A 23,149-nucleotide genomic window follows, 5' to 3' on the forward strand; every position below is an offset into this window, starting at 1 on the left:
CCGATCTCCGCCCCGTCAGTTGGAGCCCGAATCGACGGCCATCGCCTTCGTTCCGGGCAGGACGGGCGAGGCGGGGGCCGCCGAATGCAAGCGACTCCGCAAAGCGGAGGCGGACCGCAGGACGAAGAGGACGATGGTCGCGATGCGGATGTGGCGGGGCAATTGCCGGGGCCCGAGCGGACGATAGACCAGACGAGGGCTGACGCGCTCGATCTCGGCCACGGCGAGGCCGACGAGGGGCTGCTTCGCGATCCGCTCGGCATCCGCAGCCGGAACCGACAGTTTGCGCGACCAGACACGGGTCGTCGCAAGACCGCCCGTGGCGTGGAGACGACGCAGGCGACGCCGCCACAGGTAACGGTAGAGCGCGCGCGGTACCGCTTCGAGGCGGGCATCGCAGAGGCTGTCGGGCACCTCGCAACGCGCCCGGATCGTGTCGGCGACGCCGCCCGGAGCGCGGCCGACGAGCCGGCCCGACACGGTGACGACGACATCCTTGGCATGGCGGACCCGGAGGCCGTGCTGCAGGAGGGCGGCCACGAAGGCGCCGTCCTCGCCGAGCGCGATCATCGGCATGCCGCCCACCAGCCGATAGGCCGAGAGGCGGACCGAGAGCGTGGCTCCGATCGTCGTGCGGTGGCAGGGCCAGGGATCGTGCGGATCCGGATCGATCCGGGCTTCCGCCTCGGTGAGCAGATCGCTGTAGGCGTCTTCGAGCTTTCCCCGCGCCCGAAGGGATTTCGGCAGGGCCGCCCACTCGTCTTCGTCGATCTGGATACGCCCCGCGACGGCATCGGCGCCGGCATCGAGGGCGGCGAGGTTGCGCGCGACCCAGTCCGAAGGCACCCGGCTGTCGGCATCCGAGGACAGGATCGTCCCGGCCGTGCCGTCCGGTCCGATCCATTCGGCGGCAGCATCCATGGCGGCCCGCCGCGCCCAGCCCGCATGAGCTCCGTCGAACGTCACGAAGCGGACGCGGACCGGAATCGACATCGTCTCCGCGAGTTCGGACACGATGCGGTCGGTGCCGTCGGTGCAGTTGTTCAGGAAAAGGTACAGGCCGAGGCTGCCCGGCCGCACGCCTTCCTGCGCGTCGATCGCGCGCAGGCACGCCTCGATTCGCTCGGCCTCGTTGCGGACCGGCAGGGCGATGATGGTGTCCGGAACCGAGGCGGGGAAGCGGGACGACGTATCGATCCCGGGGGCGACGTCGAAGAGGGTCGAGTAGGGCACGAAGGACTCCGATGGGACGGTGCGGGCGAGCCCGGACGCGGTTCCCGGCAGGTGGGCGAGGCGGACTTTATCGATCGAAGCTGAACGGCAGCCATCCGGCGGCGATCAGACCGTCCGGGGCGGGGTCGCAGACCGAAGGTCCATGAAGGTCCGCTTCGCGAGGCCCGGATAGGCCAGGGCCTGACTGGCGCCCCTTGCGGCCAGCAGCGTCAGGAAGGAGAGCCAGAGGCCCATGTTTCCCAATCCGGCGGAATGGGCGACGAGGAGGGCCGTGGCATAGATGCCGGTCGCCGCGATCATCAGGTTGCGCATCGCCCGCGTCCAGGTCGAGCCGATATAGATGCCGTCATAGGCGAAGGGCACCGAGGCGACGAGGGGAGCGAGTGCTGCGGGAACGAGATAGGCACGCGCCGTCGCGCGCACCTCCGGGCTCGTCGTCACCGTCTCGATGAATGCCTGGCCGAAGGCGAGGAACAGGGTCGCCACCGCCATGCCGAAGACGACGCACCAGAACAGGCTCAGGCGGGCTGCCCGCCGGAACCCAGCCTCGTCGCGCGCTCCGACGGCCTGACCGCACAGGGTCTCGGCCGCCGTGGCGAAACCGTCGAGGAAGAAGCCGCCGATGAGAAAGAGATTCCACAGGACGGCATTCGCCGCCAGGATCACATCGCCCGAGCGCGCGCCGAGGGCGGAGAACAGCGCGATCGCCCCGACCAGCAGCAGGGTCCGGATCATCACGTCGGCATTGACGCTCAGCATCCGCGCCAGCGCGAGCGGATCGCGCACGACCCGGAACGGCACGGAGAACGGGTGCGAGCCGAGGCGGGCCAGCAGGACGAGGCCGAGACCGGCTCCGGCGGCCTCGGCGACCAGCGTGGCGAGGCCGGCGCCCGCGACGCTCATATCCGCGTAGAGGACCAGGATCAGCGTCAGGACGATATTGGCGAGGTTGATCGCCACCTGCAGCAGCAGGCCGAGATCCGTGCGCCCGCGGCCGAGCACCGAGCCGAGGATGGCGTAGTTCGCGAGGGTGAACGGGGCGGCGAAGATGCGGATGTGGAAATAGGTGGCGAGCCCCGCGATCACCGCCGGACTCGCGCCGCTGAGCGAGAAGGCCCCGGCGGCGATCGGCACTTGGGCGGCCACGATGACGAGGCCCACCAGGATGCCGGCCGCGAGCGAGCGGGCCAGGATCCGGTCGATCTCCATGGTGTCACGAGCGCCCAAAGCCTGCGCGGTGAGACCCGCCGTCGCCATCCGGAGCGAGCCGAACGACCAGAAGATCGCATCGAAGATCACGGCACCGAGCGCCATCGCGCCGAGCAGGGCGGCGTCACCGAGGCGCCCGATCACCGCCGCTCCGACGAAGCCGAGCAGCGGCGTCGTGACATTGGCGAGGGTCATCGGCAGCGCCAGCGCCAGGATGCGGCGGCTGGTGGCGGGCGTCGGTGTCCGGGTCGCGTGCGGTTCCGCGGCGGCGGTCAGTGACATCCGCACCCGCTGCCGCAACTCCCCTCGCCCTTGGGCGGCTCGCCTTTCGAGGCATTCGCCGCCGGACGCCGGGCCGCATCGCGCACGAGGCCGCGCTCCTCGAGCTCCGACAGGTATTTCGCCCAGCGATTCCGGTATTCGCGGCCGAGATCATAGAGATAGGCCCAGCCGAACAGGCCGGTATCGTGCATGTCGTCGAAGGTGAGCTTCACCGCGTAATTGCCCACCGGCTCCACCGACAGGATCGCCACGTCGCGCTTGCCACCGATGACCTTGCGCTCCGAGGGCGAATGACCCTGGACCTCGGCGGAGGGGCTCGACACGCGGAGATACTCCGCCGGCAGCGCGAACTTGCCGCCATCCTCGAACGCGACGTTGAGGGTCCTCTTGTCCCCGGACAGGCGGATCTCGGTCGGCCAGCGCTCCGGCGCGGCGACCTGCCGGCCGGTGGAATTGGGGTCGGCGTGATGCTGGCTCATGCTGGAAATCTCATGCCCTAAACCGGTCTGGATGCAATATATGTGTAGGACACATGGGGTATGCGCCGCCATGCGCTTGCCCCCGCGCCCGCGACGTCTCATATGCCAGTGATGCTAGGTTCCTCGCGCGACCACGCTCCCGACATTTCCCCAGGCCCAAGTCACTCCCCTGGCCCAAGTCACGAGTTCCCCATGGGTGCTGCTGTCGCCGAACGCGTCGCATCGAAGACCTCTGCGCCCCTGATAGACCCGTTCCAACGTGCGATCACCTACCTTCGGATCTCGGTGACGGACCGCTGCGACCTGCGCTGCGTCTATTGCATGTCCGACGACATGACGTTCCTGCCCAAGCGCGACCTGCTCTCGCTGGAGGAGCTGGATCGGCTCTGTGGCGTGTTCATCGATCGCGGTGTGATGAAGCTCAGGATCACCGGCGGAGAGCCGCTGGTTCGGCGCGATATCATGCATCTGTTCCGGCGGCTTTCCCGCCATATCGACACCGGCGCTCTCGAAGAGCTGACGATGACGACGAACGGGACGCAGCTCGGTCGCTTCGCCTCCGAACTCGCCGAACTCGGAGTCAAGCGCGTGAACGTGTCGCTCGATACCCTCGACCCGGACAAGTTCCGCGCCGTGACCCGACGCGGCGACCTGAAAGTGGTGCTCGACGGCATCGAGACGGCACGCAAGGCAGGGATAAAGGTCAAGATCAACGCCGTGGCGCTGAAGGGCGTCAACGAGGACGAGATCGCCGACATGATCGCCTGGGCGCATGGCGACGGCATGGACATGACCCTGATCGAGGTCATGCCCCTGGGCGAGGTCGAGGGCGACCGCACCGACCAATTCCTGCCCCTCTCCGTCGCCCGCGCGCGGCTGGAGCAGCGCTACACCATGACGCCTCTGCCCGACCGGACCGGGGGACCCGCGCGTTACGTCCGCATCGCCGAGACCGGGGGCCGACTCGGTTTCATCACGCCGCTGACCCATAATTTCTGCGAGAGCTGCAACCGCGTCCGCCTCACCTGCACGGGCAAGCTCTACATGTGCCTCGGCCAGGAGGATGCCGCCGACCTTCGCGCGGCCCTGCGCGCCTCGCCGGACGACGCCCTGGTCACGCAGGCCGTGGTCGACGCCATCGCACGCAAGCCCAAGGGTCACGACTTCGTCATCGAGCGTGCCCGCCCCGCCGCCGTGCCGCGCCACATGAGCGTTACCGGCGGCTGAGGCCGACCTTCCGCCGTTTGACCCCTCCGGCCATCGTATCTAGACCCGCCTCCAGCGTAATCACGAATGGAGACGGATGATGGCGAAGGTCGCGTTCCTGGGCCTCGGGGTCATGGGCGGCCCGATGGCGGGACACCTCGCCAAGAAGGGCCACGAGGTCACCGTCTACAATCGGACGACGGCAAAAGCCGAAGCCTGGGTCAAGGCCAATGGCGGCGTCGCCGCGGCGACGCCCCGCGAGGCGGCCGCCGGGCAGGAGATCGTCTTCGCTTGCGTCGGCAACGACGACGACCTGCGCGGCGTGACTTTGGGCCAGGACGGCGCCTTCGCCGGGATGGAGAAGGGCTCCGTCTTCGTAGACCACACCACGGCCTCCGCCGAGGCCGCCCGCGAGCTGGCTCAGGCCGCGTCGGAACTCGGCCTCGGCTTCATCGACGCTCCCGTCTCGGGCGGTCAGGCCGGTGCCGAGAATGCGGCGCTGACGGTAATGTGCGGCGGCGACGAAGCCACCTATTCCACGGTCGAGCCCGCGATCCTGAGCTTCGCCAAGGCGTCGCGCCTGATGGGGCCGGCCGGCTCTGGCCAGCTCACCAAGATGGTCAACCAGATCTGCATCGCCGGCATCGTCCAGGGCCTGTCGGAGGCGATCCACTTCGCCAAGCGCGCGGAGCTCGACGTGGATGCGGTCCTCGACGTGATCTCGAAGGGCGCGGCCGGTTCCTGGCAGATGGAGAATCGCGGCCGCACCATGAACGCCGAGAAGTTCGATTTCGGCTTCGCCGTCGACTGGATGCGCAAGGATCTCGGCATTCTGCTGCTGGAAGCCCGGCGCAACGGCGCCAAGCTTCCGGTCACGGCCCTCGTCGACCAGTTCTATGCCGACGTGCAGGCCATGGGCGGCAACCGCTGGGATACGTCGAGCCTCATCGCCCGCCTGGAGACATGAGGCCCGTCGCCAGGGAGAGAGCCGCATCGGGATCGATCCAGGTCCAGTCCTCGCCCATCTGGTGGCGGAACCAGGTGAATTGCCGCTTGGCGTAGCGCCGCGTATCGCCCTGGCCGCGCTGGATCGCCTCCGCGAGGGGGATCACTCCGTCGAGATAGGCGATGAGACCCGGCACGCCGTGCGCCCGCATGATCGGCAGGAGCGGATCGAGACGGCGCTCGCGCAGGGCGGCGACTTCGTCGAGGGCACCCTTCGCGATCATCGCCGAGAAACGGGCATCGATGCGGTGGCGGAGACTATCGCGGTCCGGTGCCAGGAAGAGCTTGATCAGCGTTTTGCCCGCGAGCGGTCCGGCGATGCGATCGCCATGAAAGGCCGAGATCGGTCGCCCCGTCGCCGCGAAGATTTCGAGGGCGCGCATGATCCTAGCTCGGTCGCTCGGGCGCAGCGTCGCGGCTCCCGCCGGGTCGACATCCGCCAGATCGGCATGGAGCCGTTCGGTCGCGCGGTCCTCGGCCTTGGCCCGAATCATGGCTCGGACCTCGTCCGGCACCGGCGGCAGGTCGGACAGCCCCTCCTCCAGGGCGCGAAAATACAGGCCGGTGCCGCCGACGAAGATCGGCAGCTTTCCATCCGGATCACCGAGCAGTCTCGCGGCATCGTGGGCGAAATGTCCGGCCGAGTAGTTCACCGCCCCGTCCACGTGGCCGTAGAGCCTGTGAGGCGCCAGGGCCTCCTCTTCCGGGCTCGGCCTTGCCGAGAGCCGTCGCAGATCGGCATAGACCTGCATCGAATCGGTGTTGACCACCACGCCGTCGTAACGGCGCGCGAGTTCCGTCGCGAGGCCGGACTTGCCCGAGGCGGTGGGCCCTGCGATGAGGATCGCCGCCGGGGGCGCCTGTCCGTGTGATCCGTCCGTGACCGGCGGCAAGGCGTGGAAACTCCCGGATGACCCTCGTCGCGACCCTGATAGCAAACGAGAGCCGGCCCGCCATCACCGATGCGGTCCTTGCGGAAGCCCGTTCCGTGCTGCGGACGGAGCATCAGCCGCGCATCCTCCACGGCGAGGTGGCCGCGGAGGTCCTGCTCCCTGGTTCCGCCGAGGAGGCTCCAGGCTTGGCGCGGCGCCTGCGGGCGGCCTTCGCCGCCGAGCCCTTCGATGTCGCAGTTCAGGTCGCCGGCCCGCATCGCCGCAAGCGCCTGTTCCTCGCCGACATGGATTCCACCATGATCGAGCAGGAATGCATCGACGAGCTCGCCGACACGATCGGCCTGAAGGACCGCGTCGCCGCCATCACCGAGCGAGCCATGCGCGGCGAGATCGCCTTCGAGCCGGCCCTGCGCGAACGCGTCTCGCTGCTGCGTGATCTGCCGGTCGGTGTCGTCGACGATCTCATCCGGGATCGCATCACCCTCACGCCGGGCGGCCGCACGCTGGTCCACACGTTGAAGGCCAACGGCGCTCACACTTGCCTGGTGTCCGGTGGCTTCACCCTGTTCACCGGACCGATCTCGGCGACGATCGGGTTCGACGAGGCCCATGCGACGACGCTCGGCGTCAGGGACGGTCGCCTCACCGGCGAGGTGCTCGAGCCCATCGTCGGCAAGGAAACGAAACGGGCGACGCTGGTCGCCCTCCGCTCGCGCTTCGGGCTGGAGCACGGCGACACCCTGGCGGTCGGCGACGGCGCGAACGACCTCGACATGCTCGGCGAGGCCGGCCTCGGCGTCGCTTTCCGCGCCAAGCCGAAGGTCGCCGCGGCGGCGCATGTCCGCATCGACCACGGCGATCTCACGGCGCTTCTCTACCTGCAGGGTTATGGGGCGAGCGAATTCGTCCAGTAACGACGAAGGCCGCCACCCACAGGGCGACGGCCTTCTGAACTTCGCTAATTGCAGAGAAGGCTACTCTAGCCCGATCGCCACGAACCGCACGTCGCCGGACGCGCTTGCCACGAGCAGCAGGATGGATTTGCGGCCGTCCTTCTTCAGCTGGTCGACCCGCTTCGTCACGTCGGCAGGAGACGCGACCGACTCCTGGCCGACTTCCACGATGACTTCGCCGGGCTTGATCTGCTTGTCGGCGGCGGTGGAGTTCGGATCGACCCGAGTGACGACCACCCCCTTCACGCTGTCCTTGATGCTGAAACGGCGGCGCAGCTCGTCAGTGATCCCCGACAGGTTGAGGCCGAGCGCCTGGCGGATGGCGGGTTCGGCCTCCGGCTGCTTGGCGTTGGCGAGCTGCGGCTTCTCCGGATCGTCCAGGCGACCGAGGGTCACAGATTTCGTGGTCTCGGCGCCCTTCCGCACGACGATGACCTCGACCACCTTGCCCACCGGCGTGGAGGCGACGATGCGCGGAAGATCGCTCGACGACTTCACCACCGTCCCGTTGAACTTGGTGATGACGTCGCCGACCTCGAGACCGGAGGCCTTGGCCGGGCCCTTCTCGTCGACGCCCGCGATCAGCGCGCCCTTGGCGCCGCCCTTGAGGCCGAGAGCGTCGGCCGTGGCGTCATCGACGTTCTGGATGCGCACGCCGAGCCAGCCGCGGCGGACCTCACCAAATTCGCGAAGCTGGTCGATGACCTGCGAGGCGGTGGCGGAGGGAACGGCGAAGCCGATGCCGACCGAGCCGCCCGTGGGCGACAGGATCGCCGTGTTGATGCCGATGACCTCGCCGTCCATATTGAACAGCGGGCCGCCGGAATTGCCCTTATTGATGGCCGCGTCGGTCTGGATGTAATTGTCGTAGGGACCGGATTCGATGTTGCGGCCACGCGCCGACACGATGCCGGCCGAGACCGATCCGCCGAGACCGAACGGATTGCCGATGGCGATGACCCAATCGCCCGGGCGCATCTTCTCGGAATCTCCGAACGGCACCGCCTTGAGCGGCTTGTCGGCCTCGGGCTTCACCCGCAGGACGGCGAGATCGATCTTGGGATCCTTGCCGATGATCTCGGCCTTCAGCTTGGTGCCGTTGTGCAGGATCACCTGGATGTCGTTGGCGTCGCCGATCACGTGGTTATTGGTCACAACGATGCCGGAGGCGTCGATGATGAAGCCAGACCCGAGCGAGTTCGACTTGCGCGACTGCTGCCGCGGAGAATCACCGTCCCCACGCTGGCCCTTCTTGTTGAAGAACTCTTCGAAGAGATCCTCGAACGGGGTCCCCTGCGGCAGCTGAGGCATCGTCCGGCCAGGCGCCTTGGCCTCCACCGTTGTGGAAGCCGAGATGTTCACCACGGCGTCCGTGACCTTGTCGGCGAGGTCCGCGAGCGATTCCGGCCCCTTGGCGAGGACCGGGGTGGACAGGCCGGTGAAGGCCACCGCGGTGGCGAGCGACATGGCGGCGAAGGCCGAGCGCGCGGAGTGGCGGAGTGCTCGGGGACGTCGCGCCGTTATGGCGCTCGCGGCGGGGATCATGGTCGACCTCTTGCTGGAACGAGGCTTAACATCGTCCGCCGAGGCGGACGATCAAGGGCCGGTCGGGCGATGGTGAGCCGTGCTAGCGCACCGTCCCGGTTGTCGCACCCGGCTCAGGCGCACCGGGAGGCCGCGGAGCGGTCGCCGGCGAACGTCCCTGCGGATCGCTGAAATACCGGAAGAAATCCGAGTTCGGGCTGATCACGAGGCGGGTCTCGGGTCCCTTCAGGCCCGTCTCGTAGGCCTGCATCGACCGATAGAAAGCGAAGAAGTCCGGATCCTTGCCATAGGCCTCGACGAGGATGCGGTTCTTGTCGCCGTCGCCCTGACCGCGCAGGGTCTCGGCGGTCTGGTTGGCCTCGGAGAGGACGACCGTCACGTCACGGTCGGCCTTCGCCTTGATCGTGGCCGCGATCTGGTCGCCGTTGGCGCGGATATCGGCCGCCTCGCGGTTACGCTCGGTGATCATCCGCTTGTAGACGGCGGTGGAGTTCTGGGCCGGCAGATCGACGCGGGTCATGCGCAGGTCGACGATCTCGACACCGAGCTCCTTCGCCTGGGTGTTCACGTCGGCCTGGATCACGTTCATCAGGTGCGAGCGCTCCGTCCGCACGATGGCGTCACGGGTCGAGCGGGCGAGCACGTTGCGCAGGGCCGAGTTGGTGAAGCTCGCCAGAAGCGTGTTGGCGCGCAGCACATTGTTCGCCGACTGATAGAACCGTAGCGGATCGAGAATGCGGTAGCGGGCAAAGGCATCGACTTCGAGATTCTGACGATCGGCCGTCAACAGCGTCTGGACCGGAAGGTCGAGATCGAGCACGCGCTTGTCGAACAGCACGACGTTCTCGATGAGCGGGATCTTGAAATACAGCCCGGGCTTCTCGGTGCCGGTCTGGTTGAGCACGGTACGGACGCGCCCGAACTGGATGACCAGGGCCTGCTGCATCTGTCCAACGGTAAAGACGGACGCGTAGAGGGCGACGGCGAGCACCGCAACGATGGCGACGACGGCGGTGCGGAGAGCGGAACCGTTCATCGGGCGGCTCCAGTGCTGGTGGTGCGATTACCGAATTCAGCGAGGGGAAGCACGGGGACCACGCCCGCTCCGCTCGAACTGCCGGCGACGCCGGTCCCGTTCTGGTCGATGATGACCTTGTTGACCGAGCCCAGGACCCGCTCCATCGTTTCGAGGAAGATGCGCTCGCGGCTGATCGCCGGTGCGAGCTTGTAGGAATCGTAGACCTGCTGGAACCGCGACGCCTGACCGGTCGCGTCCGCCGTCGCCTGGGTCTTGTAGGCCTCGGCGGCCTGGACGATCTGCGACGCCTTACCGCGAGCCTGCGGAACCTCGCGGCTCGCATAGGTCCGGGCTTCGTTCTGGGCGCGCTCGGCATCCTGCTGTGCGGCGTTCACGTCGATGAAGGCGGGGCGCACGTCCGGCGGCGGGTTGACGGAGACGAGTTGGACCACCTCGATCCGCACGCCGGCGCCGTATTCGTCGAGGGCCTTCTGGGTGATCTCCTTGACCTCCTGAGCCACGCTCGACTGCTCGTTGGTGAGGATCGCCTGGATATTGCGGCGACCGATCACCTCGCGCATGGCGCTCTCGGAGATCGCCTTGATCGTTCCTTCGGGATTTTCGAGGTTGAAGACGAAGTCCGACGCCTTCAGCGGGTTGATGCGCCACTGCACTTCGAAATCGAGATCGACGATGTTCTCGTCGCCGGTGAGCATCAGGCTCTCCTCCGGCTTGTCAGCGGTGCGGGACTGGGATCCGAGGCCGGCGCGATAACCGATCTGGATGCTGTTCACCTGTCCGACATTCGGCTTCGTCACGGCGCCGATCGGATAGGGAAAGTTGTAGTGCGGGCCCTGGCCGGTGGTGTTCGTGTAGCGGCCGAAGATCGTCTCGATGCCGACCTGCTGCGGCGCCACCGTGTAGATGCCGGTCGCCAGCCAGATAAGGACGACGATGCCGCCCGCAATAGCGACGCCCTTGCCGCCACCCATCGAGCCGCCGGGAATGATCCCGCGCAGGCGGTCCTGACCGCGGCGCAGCATCTCTTCGAGATCCGGGGGCGTCTTGCCGCCGCCACCACCGCCGCCGTTACCCCACGGGCCGCCCCCGCCTCCATTGCCGCCGCTGCCACGGCCCCAGGGCCCTCCCCCGTTGCCGCCACCGCTGCCGCTCTGATTGCTCCAAGGCATGCTCGCCGATATCTCCCGCTGAGGCAGTGTCGTCCGTGGCCGGACCGGCGCGCGTCGCCGAAGCTCATCCGTCCTACGGTACTGAGTGTCGCCACTCCGTCCTGTCAAGGCTGGCAAGTGGGCATCGTGAAGAGGAAAGGCAACAGCGCCGGGCGCTCTTGCGCGATGCGTCGCGGCATAGAGCTACCGGGCGCGTTCCAGATCAACGAATGCGAAGGCGCATTCATCCCGCTCGCCCGCCATGTGTTCGACGCGCGAGACCTCACGGAAGTCGCCGGCGTCGAAGGCCGGGAACAGGGTGTCGCCGTCCGGGCTCGTCTCGACCTCGGTGAAATAGATGCGATCGGCATGGGGCAGCGCCAGCGCGTAGATCTCGCCGCCACCGGCCACCATGAGTTCCTCGGCCTCGCCGGCGGCCGCAACGGCGCCCTCCCAGTCATGAACGACGGTCACGTCGGCCACCGAGAACGATCGGTCGCGGGTGAGGACGAGGATGCGTCGCCCCGGCAGCGGCCGGCCGATGGAATCGTAGGTCTTGCGGCCCATCAGGACCGGCTTGCCCATGGTCAGCACCTTGAACCGGCGCAGGTCGCTGCCGAGGCGCCAGATCAGGCCGTTGTCGCGGCCGATGACGCCGTTGCGGGCGACCGCGGCGATCAGGCTGACGAGGGGGCGGTGAGAGACCGGTGCCATCAGACGGCCACCGGCGCGCGGATGGCGGGGTGCGGCGCATAGCCCTCGATGGCGATGTCCTCGAAGCGGAAATCGAAGAGCGAGCGGATGTCGGGGTTCAGGACGAGGCGCGGCAAAGGACGCTGCTCGCGGGTGAGCTGGAGGCGCGCCTGGTCGAGATGGTTCACGTAGAGATGTGCGTCACCGAGCGTATGGACGAAATCGCCGGGCGTCAGGCCCGTGACCTGCGCGATCATCGCGGTGAGAAGCGCGTAGGAAGCGATGTTGAACGGCACGCCGAGGAAGACGTCGGCCGAGCGCTGGTAGAGCTGGCACGAGAGCCGCCCCTCAGCCACGTAGAACTGGAACAGGCAATGGCAGGGCGCCAGCGCCATCCTGTCGAGATCGGCCGGGTTCCAGGCCGAGACGATCAGGCGACGGGAATCCGGGTTGCGCCCGATCTCGTCGACGACCCATGAAATCTGGTCCACTGCGCCGCCGTCGGGCTTCGCCCAGGAGCGCCATTGCCGGCCGTAGACCGGGCCGAGATCGCCCTCGGCATCGGCCCATTCGTCCCAGATCGTCACGCCGTTGGCCTGGAGAGCACGGACGTTGGTGTCGCCGGTGAGGAACCACAGCAATTCGTGGATGATCGATCGCAGGTGCAGCTGCTTCGTCGTAACCAGCGGAAAGCCGTTCGCGAGGTCGATGCGCATCTGGTGGCCGAAGACCGAGAGCGTCCCCGTGCCGGTCCGGTCGTCCTTGCGGACGCCTTCCGAGAGGATGCGTTCGAGAAGCTGATGATACGCGTGCATCGGGGTCCCGTGTTCTGCCTCAGGCGATACCCCGAACCGGGCCGCGAGGCGAGCCGTCACGCCGGTCCCGGCCACAGCAGATAGGCGACGACGGCGAGGTTGCTCCAGACATGAAGCAGGATGCAGGGCCACAGTCGCCCCGTCCGCCAGCGCAGCCAGCCGAGCATCAGGGCCAGGGGGATGAGCGAGACCGGCCGGGCGACGCTGCCGACCTGCAGGTGAAGCAGCGCGAACAGGGCCGAGGTGGCGAGGATGGCGCCCCAGGGCCGGAGGAAGCGCGAGGCCCGCTCGAACATCGCGCCGCGCATCAGCAATTCCTCGGCGACGGGCGCCAGGACGATTGTGAAGGCGAGCCACGCCACCGCTCCGTTCCGGCTGAGCAGCGGGGACAGGCCGACATTGCGGCCGAAGGCCATGTGGAACGCCTCCGCCGTTCCGATCACCCAGAGGATGTGCAGGAACGGCCAGAGCAGGACGATCACGAGGAAGCGCCGGGGCGGGAGGCCGGGTGCTTCCACCGGGGTGAGCGCAAGTTTTCGGCGCCACGTCGATCCTCCGGAGGCGATGGCCGCGCCGATGACGATCCCCACGATCAGTAACTGGCGCAGGATGTCGCTCGCCACTTCGCGCAGCACGAGTTGCTGCGGATAGAGCCGGGGACGGCGTGCCTCGCTGGCGAGGGGATCGATCCCCTGCAGGAGATCGGCCCCGACCCGCACGATCAGCATCGCGACGACCGCCGCCGTGACCATGACGAGCAGCGTCGTCAGAACGAGGCCGAGGGCGTCGCGCAGGGCGGTCGCGGCGAGCCTGATCGGTGAGCGGCGCGGCCCCGCGGCCCCGGTCGACGGCGCCAATTCCATCATCGCCCGATCGACGGGCATCTCTGCGCCAGGATCGGGCTTCAAAAGCGACGCCTCTCCCTCTATATTCAACCCGTTCGGTCGAAAGGCCGGACCGGGCGCCTGACGGTCTTCGGTGAAAGCCGGTCGACCCAGGCGTTTTCACCAGAATCCTGGGTTCTTGGATACGGTGTCAATTCACCGCCCCCTGCGGAGATCGCAGCGGGAACGGCACGATTGAAACCGGCGTTCGACCGGACCATACCGGGAGGGCGGGGTAGGAGAAGGCGCCCGATTCCGGCAAGCCTTCACGTCAACTCACCGACCCGGTGCGCCACCAGCGCGATATTCCGGCAGGTACCGGGCAAAGCGGCAAGCGATGGCAGACGATCTGATCCGTTACGACCTTCTGGTTCAGGATGCCCTGCGCGGCGTCGTCCGCAAGGTATTGACCGACGCGGCCCGCGAAGGGCTCGCTGGCGAGCACCATTTCTACGTGTCGTTCAGGACCGAAGCGCCCGGTGTGCGGATGTCGCAGCGCCTGCGGGAAAAATATCCGCAGGACATGACAATCGTCCTCCAGCACCAGTTCTGGGACCTCGGCGTCACCGAACACGCGTTCGAGGTCGGCCTGTCCTTCTCCGGCGTCCCCGAGCGTCTTCTCGTGCCCTTCGACGCGTTGAGCGGCTTCTTCGATCCCTCCGTCCAGTTCGGCCTCAAGTTCGACCTGAACGAGACGGCCGAAGAAGAGGCGCAGGACGATGCGCCGCAGGTGCCGGGCACGAAGAACGCGCCGCGTGGCGCGGCGTCCGAGCCGAGCGAGATCCTGCCCAAGGGCAAGGCCGTGGCGGCGATCGGCGCGAGCGTCCCCAAGCTCCTGCCTGCGCAGGGAGCCAGCCAGAATCTCGACAAGACCGAGAACGGGGGGGACGACAAGTCCGCCCGCCCGGCAGCCAAGAAAACCGAGGGCAACGACGCCAGCGCCGAAGTCGTCAGCCTCGACGCGTTCCGCAAGAAGAGCTGAGGCGCATCGCGGCGTCTTGCGCTTGGGCCCGGATCGGAGGTCAGTCCCGCCGCTCGACCTGCATCCGCAACCCGTGTTCGGGTCGCAGCGTCACACGCTGCAGCGGCGTCACCGGGGCATGGTCCGGCGCCAGCGTGAAGCGCGCGCTTCGGGCGATGTGCGCCAGGACGATGACCGCTTCCTGCAGCGAGAAGCTCTGGCCGATGCAGACCCGCGGCCCGGCTCCGAAGGGCAGGTAGGAGAAGCGCTGAACCTTGGCCCTGTTCTCGGGCAGGAAACGCTCCGGCATGAACGCCTCGGGCTCGTCCCACAGGGTGCGGTGGCGGTGCAGCACGTAGGGCGCCACCATGATCAGCGAATTCCTCGGGATCTTGATCCGGCCGATGCGGTCTTCCGCGATGGCCTGCCGGCTCATGAACGGGACCGGCGGGAACAGCCGCATCGTTTCCTCCATCACCGCCTTGGTGAAGGGGAGCGCCTCGGCATCGAAGGCGTCGCCCGGTACCGCATCGACCTCGCGCTCGACGCGTCTGCGGGCCTCGTGGTCCTGAGACAGGCAGTAGAGCGCCCAGGTGAGCGCGTTCGCCGTGGTCTCGTGGCCGGCCGCGATGAAGGTGACGATGTTGGCCCTGACCTCGAAATCGGTGAGGCCCTTGCCCGTCTCCGGGTCCTGCGCCTGCAGCAGCAGGGTGAGGAGATCCGAGGGCGCCGTTCCGGCGTCGAGCTGGACGCGCCGGCGGGCGATGAGGGCGTTCACCACCTCCTCGAAGAAGCGGATCGCCGGCCGCGCCCGGATGCGGCCGATGCGCGGAACGAAGGCGGGAACGCCGAACACGTCCATCGGATCGACGGGACCGACGGATTCGAGGAAGCGCGTGATCGCGCGGCCCAGCGCGTCGGGATCGCTGGAGAGCCCTTCGGTGAAGATCGTCCGTTCCAGCACGTCGAGGGTGACGCGGGTCATCTCCAGGGCGACGTCGACCTGCGTGGAATCGCGCCGGGCGAGCCGCCGGGCGATCCGCGCGCCGGCCTCGTTCATCGGCGCGGCGAAGCCCTGGACGTGGCGGGCCGAGAAGATCGGCGCCAGGGTGCGGCGCTGCAGCTTCCACTCTTCCCCCTCCGCCGTCAGGAGGCCGTTGCCGAGGCCCGGCGCCAGGACGCGGCGCTGCAGGTCGTCCTTGCGGTAATTCGCGGCGTTCTCCACGAAAAGGTAGCGGATCAGGGCCGGATCGCTGACCACGGTGACGCGGCCCATCGCGCCCTCGCGCGCCACGACGGGCTCCACGAAATGCTCGTCGAGCCAGGTGGTGATCGGGTTGGCGCGGACCGCCTTGAGGAAGGCGAACAGCCCCGGCTGCTCGCGCCGCGGGCGCGGTACGGTCGGGCGAAAGCGCGGGAGGGCGTCGGGCTCCATGGTCGCGGCGTCCACAGGCATCGGCATTCGTCCTCGCTGGCATCGACGGGGACGATGCCTGACTCCGGCACGGACCTGTGACGCCTTTGCAATAAACCACCATCGCGGTTTTGGGCCGCACCGTCTAAGTAGGGCCGCATATCCCGCCATCTAAGAGGCCACGATGTCGCCGCTCGAAAGCCCCACCGATACGTCCGCCACCCGGACCGAGTCCGACACGTTCGGCCCGATCGAGGTTCCGGCCCATCGCTACTGGGGCGCGCAGACCCAGCGCTCGATCCAGAACTTCAAGATCGGCACTGAGAAGATGCCGGCGCCCCTCGTCCATGCCCTCGGGATGGTCAAGCAGGCCGCCGCCCTGGTGAACCAGGACCTCGGCGCCCTCGATCCGAAGGTGGCCCAGGCCGTGGCCGCCTCCGCGGCCGAGGTGGTGTCCGGTGAGCACGACCAGGAATTCCCCCTCGTGGTCTGGCAGACGGGCTCCGGCACCCAGTCGAACATGAATGCCAACGAGGTCATCGCCAGCCTGGCCAACGAGCTGCTCGGCGGCAAGCGCGGCGGCAAATCGCCGGTCCATCCCAACGACCACGTCAACCGGGGCCAGTCCTCCAACGACGTGTTCCCGACGGCCATGCACATCGCGGTCTCGCGCGAGATCAACGACCGGCTGCTGCCCTCCCTGAAGCACCTGCACGACGCGCTCCAGGCCAAGTCCGAGGCGTTCTCGTCCATCGTCAAGATCGGCCGCACCCATTTGCAGGACGCGACGCCCGTCTCCCTCGGCCAGGAATTTTCCGGCTACGTCGCGCAGGTGGCTCTGGGCACAGAGCGCGTGAAGGCGACGCTTCCGGGCGTGCTGGCCCTGGCGCAGGGCGGCACGGCGGTGGGCACCGGCCTCAACGCCCATCCGGAATTCGCGGAGAAGTTCGCCGCCAAGGTCGCCGAGCTCACCGGCCTGCCCTTCACCTCGGCCGCCAACAAGTTCGAGGCGCTCGCCACTCACGACGCCCTCGTCTTCACGCAAGGGGCGCTTTCGGCGCTGGCGGCGGGCCTGTTCAAGATCGCCCAGGACATCCGCTTCCTGGGCTCGGGCCCGCGTTCGGGTCTCGGCGAGCTCTCCCTGCCGGAGAACGAGCCCGGCTCGTCGATCATGCCGGGCAAGGTCAACCCGACGCAGTGCGAGGCGCTGACCATGGTCTGCGCCCAGGTGATCGGCAACGGCACCACGGTGAGCTTCGCCGGTAGCCAGGGCAATTTCGAGCTCAACGTGTTCAAGCCGGTCATCGCCAATGCGGTACTGCAATCGATCCGCATCCTCGCCGACGCGGCCGTCAGCTTCGCGGACAATTGCGTCGTCGGCATCAAGGCCAACGAGGACAAGATCGCCGACCTGATGAGCCGCTCGCTCATGCTGGTGACGGCGCTCGCGCCCTCGATCGGCTACGACAAGGCCGCCGAGATCGCCAAGACCGCGCACAAGCGCGGCACCACCCTGAAGGAGGAGGCGCTGCGCCTCGGCTACGTCACGGAGGAGGAGTTCGACCGCGTCGTCCGCCCCGAGACCATGCTGGCGCCGAGCGTCGACTGAACAACGCGTCGACTGACGGGGTTCGATATGGCCGAGATCATCAACCTGCGTTCGGTCCGCAAGGGAAAGTTGCGGGCCGAGAAGGAAGAGAAGGCGGCGGACAACCGAATCGCCTTCGGCCGACCGAAGAAGGCGAAGACCCTGGCCGAGGCCAAGAAGGCCATCGAATTCTCGCGCCACGAGGGCCACAAGCTCGTGGGGCCGGATTCGGACGGGTGACGAGCGCGACGCGTCCCCCTCCCCCGCGGAGGGGGGAGGGACCGACCGCGATGACCGCCGGCACCACCAAACGCTCGGTGATGATCGCCGGCCACCGCACCAGCGTGTCGCTGGAGACGCCGTTCTGGGAGGCGCTGCGCGAGATCGCCGCCGCCAGGGAGCAATCGGTTCAGGTGCTGATCGGCGAGATCGACGAGGCGCGGGGCGCGCAGAATTTGTCGTCGGCGATCCGGGTGTTCGTGCTCAGCTCGGTTCGAGAGCGGGGACGATAAAGCCGATCCTGTTCGTCGATCATGCCGATCAACGTCTCGCCCGACGCGGACTCGACCGAGAATGGATCGAAAGGACGATCAGGAACCCGGAATCCCTGGAACCGGACCCCGATCACCCCGAGCGCATGAGGGCGTATCGATCACTGCCGGAATGCGGCGGACGCATCCTTCGCGTGATAGATGAAAGCCCGCACAGCGAAATTCGTGTGATCACGGCATTCCTCGATCGGAACCGAACACGGAGGCTAAACCGACGAAGACGAGCTACGATTCTCAGGTCGACGCGCTTTATCTCGGCTTCTCCGACGAGTCCGTGGTGGAGAGCGAGGAAATCCGTCCGGGGATCATCTTCGATCTCGACGCCGAAGGTCGTGTCGTCGGTATCGAAATCCTCGACGCGTCGGTGCACATGGCGCGCGGCGCCGATCTGAAATCCCTGGCCGACGCGGCCTGAGCGCTACTCCGCCGCCTCCAGCACCCGCGTCCCGCCCAGGCCCTCGAGCACCGCTGGCTTAGGGCCGCCCGTCGCCCAATCCAGCAATTCCACGGTGTGCACGATGGGGAGGCTCGTGCCGTTCCCGATCTGCGTGGCGCAGCCGATATTGCCGGTGGCGATGAGGTCGGGGCGCAAGCGCTCGATATTGGCCACCTTCCGGGCGCGAAGGCGGTTCGCGATCTCCGGCTGGAGGATGTTGTAGGTGCCGGCCGAGCCGCAACAGATATGGCCTTCGGGCACGTCCTTCACGGTGAAGCCGGCCTTCTTGAGCAGGTTCTTCGGCTCGGTGCGGATGCCCTGCCCGTGCTGCATCGAACAGGCCGAGTGGTAGGCGACCACGAGGTCGCTCTCGAAGAGCGGGGGCATCAGGCCCAAGGTCGCCACGTATTCGGTCACGTCCTTGGCGATCCCCGAGACCCGGGCCGCCTTCTCGGCATAGGCCGGGTCGTCGCGGAACATGAAGCCGTAATCCTTGATCGTCGTGCCGCAGCCCGAGGCGGTGACGATGATCGCGTCGAGGCCGGCGCCGTCCATCTCGGCGATCCAGGCATCGATGGTGCGCTTGGCCTGGGCGTGGGAGGATTCCGACTTGCCCATATGATGGGTGAGCGCGCCGCAGCACCCCTCCCCCTTCGCCTGCACCACCTCGACGCCGTGGCGCGTGAGGAGGCGGATCGCCGCTTCGTTGAAATCGGGGCGCAGGACGCTCTGGGCACAGCCGCGCAGCAAAGCGACCCGGCTGGCCCGGCTCGGGGCGGCCTCGCCCTGGAGCATGGCGCTCGCTTCCCGCGCACGGTTGTCGGCCGGGAAAATGCCCGGCCGGTCGGTGATGTTGCGGTTGGGGAGGAGCGCCGGGGCGAGGTCGAGCATCGCCGCGAGGCGGTTGCCCACCCGCGGAAGCTGGGCGACCAGCGGCCGGAACGGCCCTCCGATCTTGGCGGCGAGCAGCGCGAGGCGGAAGCGGTTCGGATAGGGCAGCACGAAGGCGAGCACGCTGCGCAGGAGCCTGTCGCTCAGCGGCCGGCGATAGGTCTCCTCGATATGAGTGCGGGCGTGATCCACGAGGTGCATGTAATGCACCCCCGACGGGCAGGTCGTCATGCAGGACAGGCAGGAGAGGCAGCGATCGACGTGCTTGACCACTTCCGGCGTGGCCGGCTTTCCGCCCTCCAGCATGTCTTTGATCAGGTAGATGCGGCCGCGCGGAGAATCGAGTTCGTCGCCGAGCAGCAGGTAGGTCGGGCAGGTGGCGGTGCAGAACCCGCAATGCACGCAGGTCCGCAGGATCTTCTCCGAGGCCGCCATCGCCGGATCGGCGAGCTGCGTCAGGCTGAAATTGGTCTGCACGGCGTTTCCTCGGGGTCCCGACATCGTCCAAACGCGGAGCGATCTTCCGCCGCCCGGCGCTGTTTCCCGCAGCTTAGAGACAATGTCGACGGAAGCCGAGCCTTGGAACGCCTCTAAGCCCCGGCCTGCCACGCCCTGATAGCGGGGAAATCGTGCAGGAGCATGAGGACGTTGAGGGTGAGATTGTCGCGGATAGCGTAGCCGACGCCGATCTCCATGGCGAGCCCCGCGATCACCACCGCCGCGGCCGGAAGCCGGCGGGCGAGCCAGAAGCCGAGGGCCATCGCCGCGATGTCGCAGAGCGAGTTGAGCACGCTGTCGCCGACATAGCCGGCGGCCATGGTCGCCTGCCGGTAATGCGCGATCACGGCGGGCGTGTTCTCGGCGATTTCCCAGGCGCATTCGACGCCGACGGCGATGAGGAATCCCAGGCCGAGCGGCAGGGGCCGGCCGACGATCCGGCCGACAAGATGGGCCGCGCCGTAGAACAGGAAGCCGTGGATGACGTGGGACGGCGTGTACCAGTCGGCGATCTGCTGCGAATTCTCCGGCCCGTGGACGTTGCCGTACCAGAGGCGGATCGTCCCGCAGGTGCAGAACGGCTCACGGCCCATGGCGAGGAGCGTGACCGCCGTTCCGAGCACCAGCAGTGCCGCAGCGGCGTAGAAGACGGAATGGAGCGCCGGCCGGGCGGTCGGAACGGCGTCGGCGCGAAGCTCAAATCCCCGCATACATCCGGCCCGGATTGAACACGCCCTTGGGGTCGTGGGCCGCCTTGATCCCGGCCGTGATCCGCATCAGCGGTGCGGCCAGGGGCTCGAAGACGGCGACCGAGGCCCGCACCGCGTCGGGCGCCCGCACCAGGGTGGCGTGGCCGCCGGTGGAGCGGAGCGCTGCGCGGATGATCTCGGCGCCGGCATCGCCCTCGGCCGAGGTGGCGAGCCAGACGAGGCCGCCGCCCCAATCGTAGAACCAGCGCGCCTCGCGCTGCGCGGCGATGGCGGCGGTGACGGCCGGGCCGTGACCCGGCGTCGTCGAGATCCGCCACACGGCGGAGATGCGCGGCTCCGTCAGCGGGATCACGTCGCGGATCGCGGCCCAGAGGACCGCCCCGATCCCGTCCTCGATGATCTCCGGTTCGCCGAACCGCTTCAGGAGCTTGCGCAATTCGCCGAGGCGATAGTCGATGGATTCGGAGAACCCTTCGACGCGCATCAGGGTGCGCGGGCTCGGCCCGTCGAGCCCGGAGGGCAGGTGGGCGGCGCCGGTGAGCTCGAACGGCGATCCGAGCGCCGCGCTGAGGGCGGCCACCGCCGTCGCGTCGTCGAGGCCCGGGAAGGCCAGGGTCGCCACGCGCTCCTGGACCGGCAGCACCTTGAAGGTCACTTCGGTGAGGAGGCCCAGCGTGCCCCACGAGCCGGCCATGAGCTTGACGAGGTCGAGGCCGGTCACGTTCTTCATAACGCGGCCGCCGGACTTGATCGCCTCGCCGCGCCCGTTGACGAAGCGCACGCCGATGAGGCTGTCGCGGGCGGCCCCCGCATTGATCCGGCGCGGGCCGGCATTGTTGGTCGCCGCCACGGCACCGAAACTCGGCTCGCCGGCCGAGCCCATCAGGATGCGATGGTCCATCGGTTCGAAGGGCAGCATCTGGCCGCGCTCGGCGAGCAGCGTCTGGACCTCGGCGAGGGGCGTGCCGGCTCGCGCGGCCACCACCATCTCGGCCGGCTCGTAGAGGGTGATCCCGGACAATCTCAGGGAGGAGAGAGTCGCCTCGTCCTGGGCCGGCCGGCCGACAGCGGCCTTGGTGCCCCCGCCGACGAGCCGCATCGGCTCGGACCGGGCGGCAGCGTCGGCGACGATGGCTTGCGCCTCGCCCTCGTCCTGAGGCTCGTATGACCGCATCGTTTCCTACCCGACATGATGCTCGACGGCATCCTTTGCCGGACCATATGCGGGAAGGGAGGCACCGCTTTCAAGCGGGGCCGGTTCCTCAGGCCGTCGGCGTCATGGCGCGCTGCTTGAGATGGGTCGCCAGCATTCCCCGCAGGCCGGCGATGTCGAAGATCCAGACGAGGGCGGCGTAGACCAGGATGCCCAGCGGCACGCAGAGGGCCAGGGCGGCGGCCGGGTCCATGTGCCGGAACGGCGCGAGGCAGCCCATCATCGCCAGGGTCGAGGCGCAGGCGGTGAAGACGTCCCGCCACGCGATGCGCAGCCGGCGCGGGCCGGTCAGCGCCCGGACCGCCAGCCACAGGGTCGAGGCGACGAGGCCGGCGCTCTGGGCCATGGCGATGCCCGGTGCGCCGAAACGCGCCGGCAGGACGAACAGGCAGGCGGCGTTCACCGCGAGACCGATGACGGCGGCGGCGATCACCGGGACCGTCTTGCGGCGGATCTGGAAGATCGGGTTGAGGCCGAAATTGATCAGCGTGCCGCAGAGCAGGCCGGGGATCAGCAGCATCGCGTAGAGAACGAAGGGGCCGCGATACGCCTCCGGCACGACGAGACCCTGGATCGCCGGAAGCACGGCCCAGAGGCCGCCGGCGCAGGGCACCATCAGCGCCACCACGATCCCCGCATTGCGCCCGATCTGGGCCTCGGCCGCCACATGACCCTCGTGCTCGTCCACCCGCACGGCGAGCTGGAAGAGAATGAGATCCATGGCCGTCCCGATCATGCTGAGACTGCGCGAGGCCACGTCGGCCGAGAGGGCGAAATAGCCGGCCTCCGCCAGTCCGAACTGCATGGCGATGGCGCTCCGGTTGAGGAACGGCGTGATCTGGTAGATCGCGTTCGCGGCGATCAGCGGAAGCCCGTAGGCGCGGAAGAGGCGCCAGGTCTCGCCCATCCGGACCCTGACGATCGGCACCGGCGGATCGAGCAGGGGTTTGCGCAGGACCACCACCGGAAGGAACTGGCTGAGCCCGCAGGCGACGAGGACCCAGACCGGCTGGGGAAAGAGCCAGGCCGCCCCGGCCATGAGCAGGAAGGACAGGCCGTTCTTGACGATGGTGAGCTTGAGATAGAGGCCGCCATCGAAGCGCGCGCGGGCGAGCGCCGCGTGGTAATCGAACAGGCCGATGCCGAAGGCGGCCATGCCGGCGCCGGCCGCGATGGCGAGGCGGCCTTCGGCATCCATCTCCACGGTCGCGCCGAGAATGGCGCAGAGGGCGGAGGCCACGAGCAGGACGAGGGCGAGGATCGCGTAGGCGCGGTCGAGCCCATGACGGATCCATGGTTCCTCGCGCCGGACGCGGCTGGAATAGAACCGCGTCGCCGACAGGCGCAGCCATTCGAAGACCAGGGTGTTGAGGACCACGGCGCCGGTGGTGGCGAGGCCGAACAGGCCGAAATCCGCCGGCCCCATCAGCTTCGCCAGGAGCAGGCCGAGGCCGAAATTGAGCCCGGCATTCAGGATGAAGGCGGTGATCACGGCCATGAGGT

23 protein-coding genes and 1 pseudogene are annotated in these 23,149 nt (G+C 68.1%); 9 read left to right on the top strand and 15 right to left on the bottom strand.

The genetic code is table 11. From position 1 onward, the window contains the following. Positions 1–15: 15 nt before the first annotated feature. From ACFQ4G_RS11640 to ACFQ4G_RS11650, 3 genes are all read right to left on the bottom strand, one after another. Positions 16–1,197, bottom strand: coding sequence for a glycosyltransferase (locus ACFQ4G_RS11640; protein WP_238206651.1), 1,182 nt, complete (start codon positions 1,195–1,197; stop codon positions 16–18). A gap of 141 nt (positions 1,198–1,338) precedes the next feature. Beyond that, entirely contained in the window at positions 1,339–2,724 is a 1,386-nt protein-coding gene (locus ACFQ4G_RS11645; RefSeq protein ID WP_238206602.1) for an MATE family efflux transporter, read from the bottom strand. Then, the gene (locus ACFQ4G_RS11650) at positions 2,715–3,203 is read right to left on the bottom strand and encodes a gamma-butyrobetaine hydroxylase-like domain-containing protein (protein WP_238206601.1); all 489 of its coding nucleotides are present in this window, start codon (positions 3,201–3,203) and stop codon (positions 2,715–2,717) included. Before ACFQ4G_RS11650 ends, ACFQ4G_RS11645 begins: the two co-directional genes overlap by 10 nt. Before the next feature lie 192 nt (positions 3,204–3,395). Here ACFQ4G_RS11650 and moaA point away from each other — a divergent pair, with 192 nt between their 5' ends. Next, positions 3,396–4,430 (top strand): GTP 3',8-cyclase MoaA, encoded by a 1,035-nt coding sequence (gene moaA, locus ACFQ4G_RS11655; RefSeq protein WP_238206598.1) that lies wholly within the window; start codon positions 3,396–3,398, stop codon positions 4,428–4,430. Positions 4,431–4,509: 79 nt separating this feature from the next. After that, positions 4,510–5,376 carry an NAD(P)-dependent oxidoreductase gene (locus ACFQ4G_RS11660; protein ID WP_238206597.1) on the top strand — a complete coding sequence of 289 codons (867 nt, stop codon included), beginning with the start codon at positions 4,510–4,512 and terminating at the stop codon, positions 5,374–5,376. Here the strand turns inward: ACFQ4G_RS11660 and miaA are convergent. Continuing rightward, positions 5,354–6,307: a tRNA (adenosine(37)-N6)-dimethylallyltransferase MiaA gene (gene miaA / locus ACFQ4G_RS11665; RefSeq protein ID WP_238206595.1), complete on the bottom strand. Its 954-nt coding sequence runs from the start codon at positions 6,305–6,307 to the stop codon at positions 5,354–5,356. The genes ACFQ4G_RS11660 and miaA overlap by 23 nt on opposite strands. Positions 6,308–6,324: 17 nt before the next feature. On the opposite strand from miaA, the gene serB reads away from it, so the two are divergent. Then, complete coding sequence (gene serB, locus ACFQ4G_RS11670) at positions 6,325–7,221, top strand: phosphoserine phosphatase SerB (protein ID WP_238206593.1); 897 nt, start codon at positions 6,325–6,327, stop codon at positions 7,219–7,221. A gap of 60 nt (positions 7,222–7,281) precedes the next feature. Here serB and ACFQ4G_RS11675 read toward each other — a convergent pair whose 3' ends face one another. The 6 genes from ACFQ4G_RS11675 to ACFQ4G_RS11700 all read right to left on the bottom strand — a co-directional run bounded on the left by ACFQ4G_RS11675 (position 7,282) and on the right by ACFQ4G_RS11700 (position 13,384). After that, on the bottom strand, positions 7,282–8,805 hold the full coding sequence (locus tag ACFQ4G_RS11675) for a Do family serine endopeptidase (RefSeq protein WP_238206591.1): 1,524 nt from the start codon (positions 8,803–8,805) through the stop codon (positions 7,282–7,284). Between the two features lie 82 nt (positions 8,806–8,887). Continuing rightward, on the bottom strand, positions 8,888–9,841 hold the full coding sequence (gene hflC, locus ACFQ4G_RS11680) for a protease modulator HflC (protein WP_238206588.1): 954 nt from the start codon (positions 9,839–9,841) through the stop codon (positions 8,888–8,890). Then, positions 9,838–11,013, bottom strand: a complete 1,176-nt coding sequence (gene hflK, locus ACFQ4G_RS11685; protein ID WP_238206586.1) for an FtsH protease activity modulator HflK — start codon at positions 11,011–11,013, stop codon at positions 9,838–9,840. The genes hflC and hflK overlap by 4 nt, the downstream gene beginning before the upstream one ends. Before the next feature lie 183 nt (positions 11,014–11,196). Beyond that, positions 11,197–11,706, bottom strand: a complete 510-nt coding sequence (locus tag ACFQ4G_RS11690) for a dihydrofolate reductase (protein WP_238206584.1) — start codon at positions 11,704–11,706, stop codon at positions 11,197–11,199. Then, positions 11,706–12,500 carry a thymidylate synthase gene (locus tag ACFQ4G_RS11695; protein ID WP_238206583.1) on the bottom strand — a complete coding sequence of 265 codons (795 nt, stop codon included), beginning with the start codon at positions 12,498–12,500 and terminating at the stop codon, positions 11,706–11,708. Before ACFQ4G_RS11695 ends, ACFQ4G_RS11690 begins: the two co-directional genes overlap by 1 nt. A 56-nt stretch (positions 12,501–12,556) precedes the next feature. Then, on the bottom strand, positions 12,557–13,384 hold the full coding sequence (locus ACFQ4G_RS11700) for a CPBP family intramembrane glutamic endopeptidase (RefSeq protein WP_238206582.1): 828 nt from the start codon (positions 13,382–13,384) through the stop codon (positions 12,557–12,559). Positions 13,385–13,721: 337 nt separating this feature from the next. Here ACFQ4G_RS11700 and ACFQ4G_RS11705 point away from each other — a divergent pair, with 337 nt between their 5' ends. After that, positions 13,722–14,366 (top strand): SspB family protein, encoded by a 645-nt coding sequence (locus ACFQ4G_RS11705; RefSeq protein ID WP_238206581.1) that lies wholly within the window; start codon positions 13,722–13,724, stop codon positions 14,364–14,366. A gap of 40 nt (positions 14,367–14,406) precedes the next feature. Here the strand turns inward: ACFQ4G_RS11705 and ACFQ4G_RS11710 are convergent, their stop codons facing one another. Beyond that, positions 14,407–15,801: a cytochrome P450 gene (locus ACFQ4G_RS11710; protein WP_238206580.1), complete on the bottom strand. Its 1,395-nt coding sequence runs from the start codon at positions 15,799–15,801 to the stop codon at positions 14,407–14,409. A 142-nt stretch (positions 15,802–15,943) separates the two neighbouring features. Between ACFQ4G_RS11710 and fumC the strand changes: the two genes are divergently transcribed. The 5 genes and pseudogenes from fumC to ACFQ4G_RS11735 all read left to right on the top strand — a co-directional run bounded on the left by fumC (position 15,944) and on the right by ACFQ4G_RS11735 (position 18,313). Then, positions 15,944–17,368, top strand: a complete 1,425-nt coding sequence (fumC, locus tag ACFQ4G_RS11715) for a class II fumarate hydratase (RefSeq protein ID WP_238206579.1) — start codon at positions 15,944–15,946, stop codon at positions 17,366–17,368. A 27-nt stretch (positions 17,369–17,395) separates the two neighbouring features. Next, complete coding sequence (locus tag ACFQ4G_RS11720) at positions 17,396–17,587, top strand: DUF4169 family protein (RefSeq protein WP_238206578.1); 192 nt, start codon at positions 17,396–17,398, stop codon at positions 17,585–17,587. A 50-nt stretch (positions 17,588–17,637) separates the two neighbouring features. Further along, on the top strand, positions 17,638–17,859 hold the full coding sequence (locus tag ACFQ4G_RS11725; protein WP_238206577.1) for a ribbon-helix-helix domain-containing protein: 222 nt from the start codon (positions 17,638–17,640) through the stop codon (positions 17,857–17,859). Positions 17,860–17,867: 8 nt separating this feature from the next. Next, positions 17,868–18,068, top strand: a pseudogene (locus tag ACFQ4G_RS11730) (DUF4258 domain-containing protein); the annotation flags it as partial. 8 nt (positions 18,069–18,076) lie between these two features. Further along, complete coding sequence (locus ACFQ4G_RS11735; RefSeq protein ID WP_379040276.1) at positions 18,077–18,313, top strand: DUF2283 domain-containing protein; 237 nt, start codon at positions 18,077–18,079, stop codon at positions 18,311–18,313. A 3-nt stretch (positions 18,314–18,316) separates the two neighbouring features. Here ACFQ4G_RS11735 and ACFQ4G_RS11740 read toward each other — a convergent pair whose 3' ends face one another. The 4 genes from ACFQ4G_RS11740 to ACFQ4G_RS11755 form a co-directional block, all read right to left on the bottom strand. Then, positions 18,317–19,702 carry a heterodisulfide reductase-related iron-sulfur binding cluster gene (locus ACFQ4G_RS11740; RefSeq protein WP_238206573.1) on the bottom strand — a complete coding sequence of 462 codons (1,386 nt, stop codon included), beginning with the start codon at positions 19,700–19,702 and terminating at the stop codon, positions 18,317–18,319. 113 nt (positions 19,703–19,815) lie between these two features. Then, positions 19,816–20,433 carry a DUF2585 family protein gene (locus ACFQ4G_RS11745; protein ID WP_379040240.1) on the bottom strand — a complete coding sequence of 206 codons (618 nt, stop codon included), beginning with the start codon at positions 20,431–20,433 and terminating at the stop codon, positions 19,816–19,818. Then, positions 20,420–21,607 carry an FAD-binding protein gene (locus ACFQ4G_RS11750; RefSeq protein ID WP_238206571.1) on the bottom strand — a complete coding sequence of 396 codons (1,188 nt, stop codon included), beginning with the start codon at positions 21,605–21,607 and terminating at the stop codon, positions 20,420–20,422. Before ACFQ4G_RS11750 ends, ACFQ4G_RS11745 begins: the two co-directional genes overlap by 14 nt. Before the next feature lie 88 nt (positions 21,608–21,695). Beyond that, positions 21,696–23,144, bottom strand: coding sequence for a lipopolysaccharide biosynthesis protein (locus tag ACFQ4G_RS11755; RefSeq protein ID WP_238206569.1), 1,449 nt, complete (start codon positions 23,142–23,144; stop codon positions 21,696–21,698). Between the last annotated feature and the right edge of the window lie 5 nt (positions 23,145–23,149).

Origin of the sequence: Methylobacterium marchantiae, from assembly GCF_042679825.1 — a bacterium.
Lineage (GTDB): Bacteria > Pseudomonadota > Alphaproteobacteria > Rhizobiales > Beijerinckiaceae > Methylobacterium > Methylobacterium marchantiae.

What these genes read in the sequence shown, in the direction of transcription:
- ACFQ4G_RS11645 (WP_238206602.1), bottom strand. Translation starts at nt 2,724, where the DNA reads ATGTCACTGACCGCCGCCGCGGAACCGCACGCGACCCGGACACCGACG.
- ACFQ4G_RS11650 (WP_238206601.1), bottom strand. Translation starts at nt 3,203, where the DNA reads ATGAGCCAGCATCACGCCGACCCCAATTCCACCGGCCGGCAGGTCGCC.
- moaA (WP_238206598.1), top strand. Translation starts at nt 3,396, where the DNA reads ATGGGTGCTGCTGTCGCCGAACGCGTCGCATCGAAGACCTCTGCGCCC.
- ACFQ4G_RS11660 (WP_238206597.1), top strand. Translation starts at nt 4,510, where the DNA reads ATGGCGAAGGTCGCGTTCCTGGGCCTCGGGGTCATGGGCGGCCCGATG.
- serB (WP_238206593.1), top strand. Translation starts at nt 6,325, where the DNA reads ATGACCCTCGTCGCGACCCTGATAGCAAACGAGAGCCGGCCCGCCATC.
- ACFQ4G_RS11675 (WP_238206591.1), bottom strand. Translation starts at nt 8,805, where the DNA reads ATGATCCCCGCCGCGAGCGCCATAACGGCGCGACGTCCCCGAGCACTC.
- hflC (WP_238206588.1), bottom strand. Translation starts at nt 9,841, where the DNA reads ATGAACGGTTCCGCTCTCCGCACCGCCGTCGTCGCCATCGTTGCGGTG.
- hflK (WP_238206586.1), bottom strand. Translation starts at nt 11,013, where the DNA reads ATGCCTTGGAGCAATCAGAGCGGCAGCGGTGGCGGCAACGGGGGAGGG.
- ACFQ4G_RS11690 (WP_238206584.1), bottom strand. Translation starts at nt 11,706, where the DNA reads ATGGCACCGGTCTCTCACCGCCCCCTCGTCAGCCTGATCGCCGCGGTC.
- ACFQ4G_RS11695 (WP_238206583.1), bottom strand. Translation starts at nt 12,500, where the DNA reads ATGCACGCGTATCATCAGCTTCTCGAACGCATCCTCTCGGAAGGCGTC.
- ACFQ4G_RS11700 (WP_238206582.1), bottom strand. Translation starts at nt 13,384, where the DNA reads ATGCCCGTCGATCGGGCGATGATGGAATTGGCGCCGTCGACCGGGGCC.
- ACFQ4G_RS11705 (WP_238206581.1), top strand. Translation starts at nt 13,722, where the DNA reads ATGGCAGACGATCTGATCCGTTACGACCTTCTGGTTCAGGATGCCCTG.
- ACFQ4G_RS11710 (WP_238206580.1), bottom strand. Translation starts at nt 15,801, where the DNA reads ATGCCTGTGGACGCCGCGACCATGGAGCCCGACGCCCTCCCGCGCTTT.
- fumC (WP_238206579.1), top strand. Translation starts at nt 15,944, where the DNA reads ATGTCGCCGCTCGAAAGCCCCACCGATACGTCCGCCACCCGGACCGAG.
- ACFQ4G_RS11720 (WP_238206578.1), top strand. Translation starts at nt 17,396, where the DNA reads ATGGCCGAGATCATCAACCTGCGTTCGGTCCGCAAGGGAAAGTTGCGG.
- ACFQ4G_RS11725 (WP_238206577.1), top strand. Translation starts at nt 17,638, where the DNA reads ATGACCGCCGGCACCACCAAACGCTCGGTGATGATCGCCGGCCACCGC.
- ACFQ4G_RS11745 (WP_379040240.1), bottom strand. Translation starts at nt 20,433, where the DNA reads ATGCGGGGATTTGAGCTTCGCGCCGACGCCGTTCCGACCGCCCGGCCG.
- ACFQ4G_RS11750 (WP_238206571.1), bottom strand. Translation starts at nt 21,607, where the DNA reads ATGCGGTCATACGAGCCTCAGGACGAGGGCGAGGCGCAAGCCATCGTC.
- ACFQ4G_RS11755 (WP_238206569.1), bottom strand. Translation starts at nt 23,144, where the DNA reads ATGGCCGTGATCACCGCCTTCATCCTGAATGCCGGGCTCAATTTCGGC.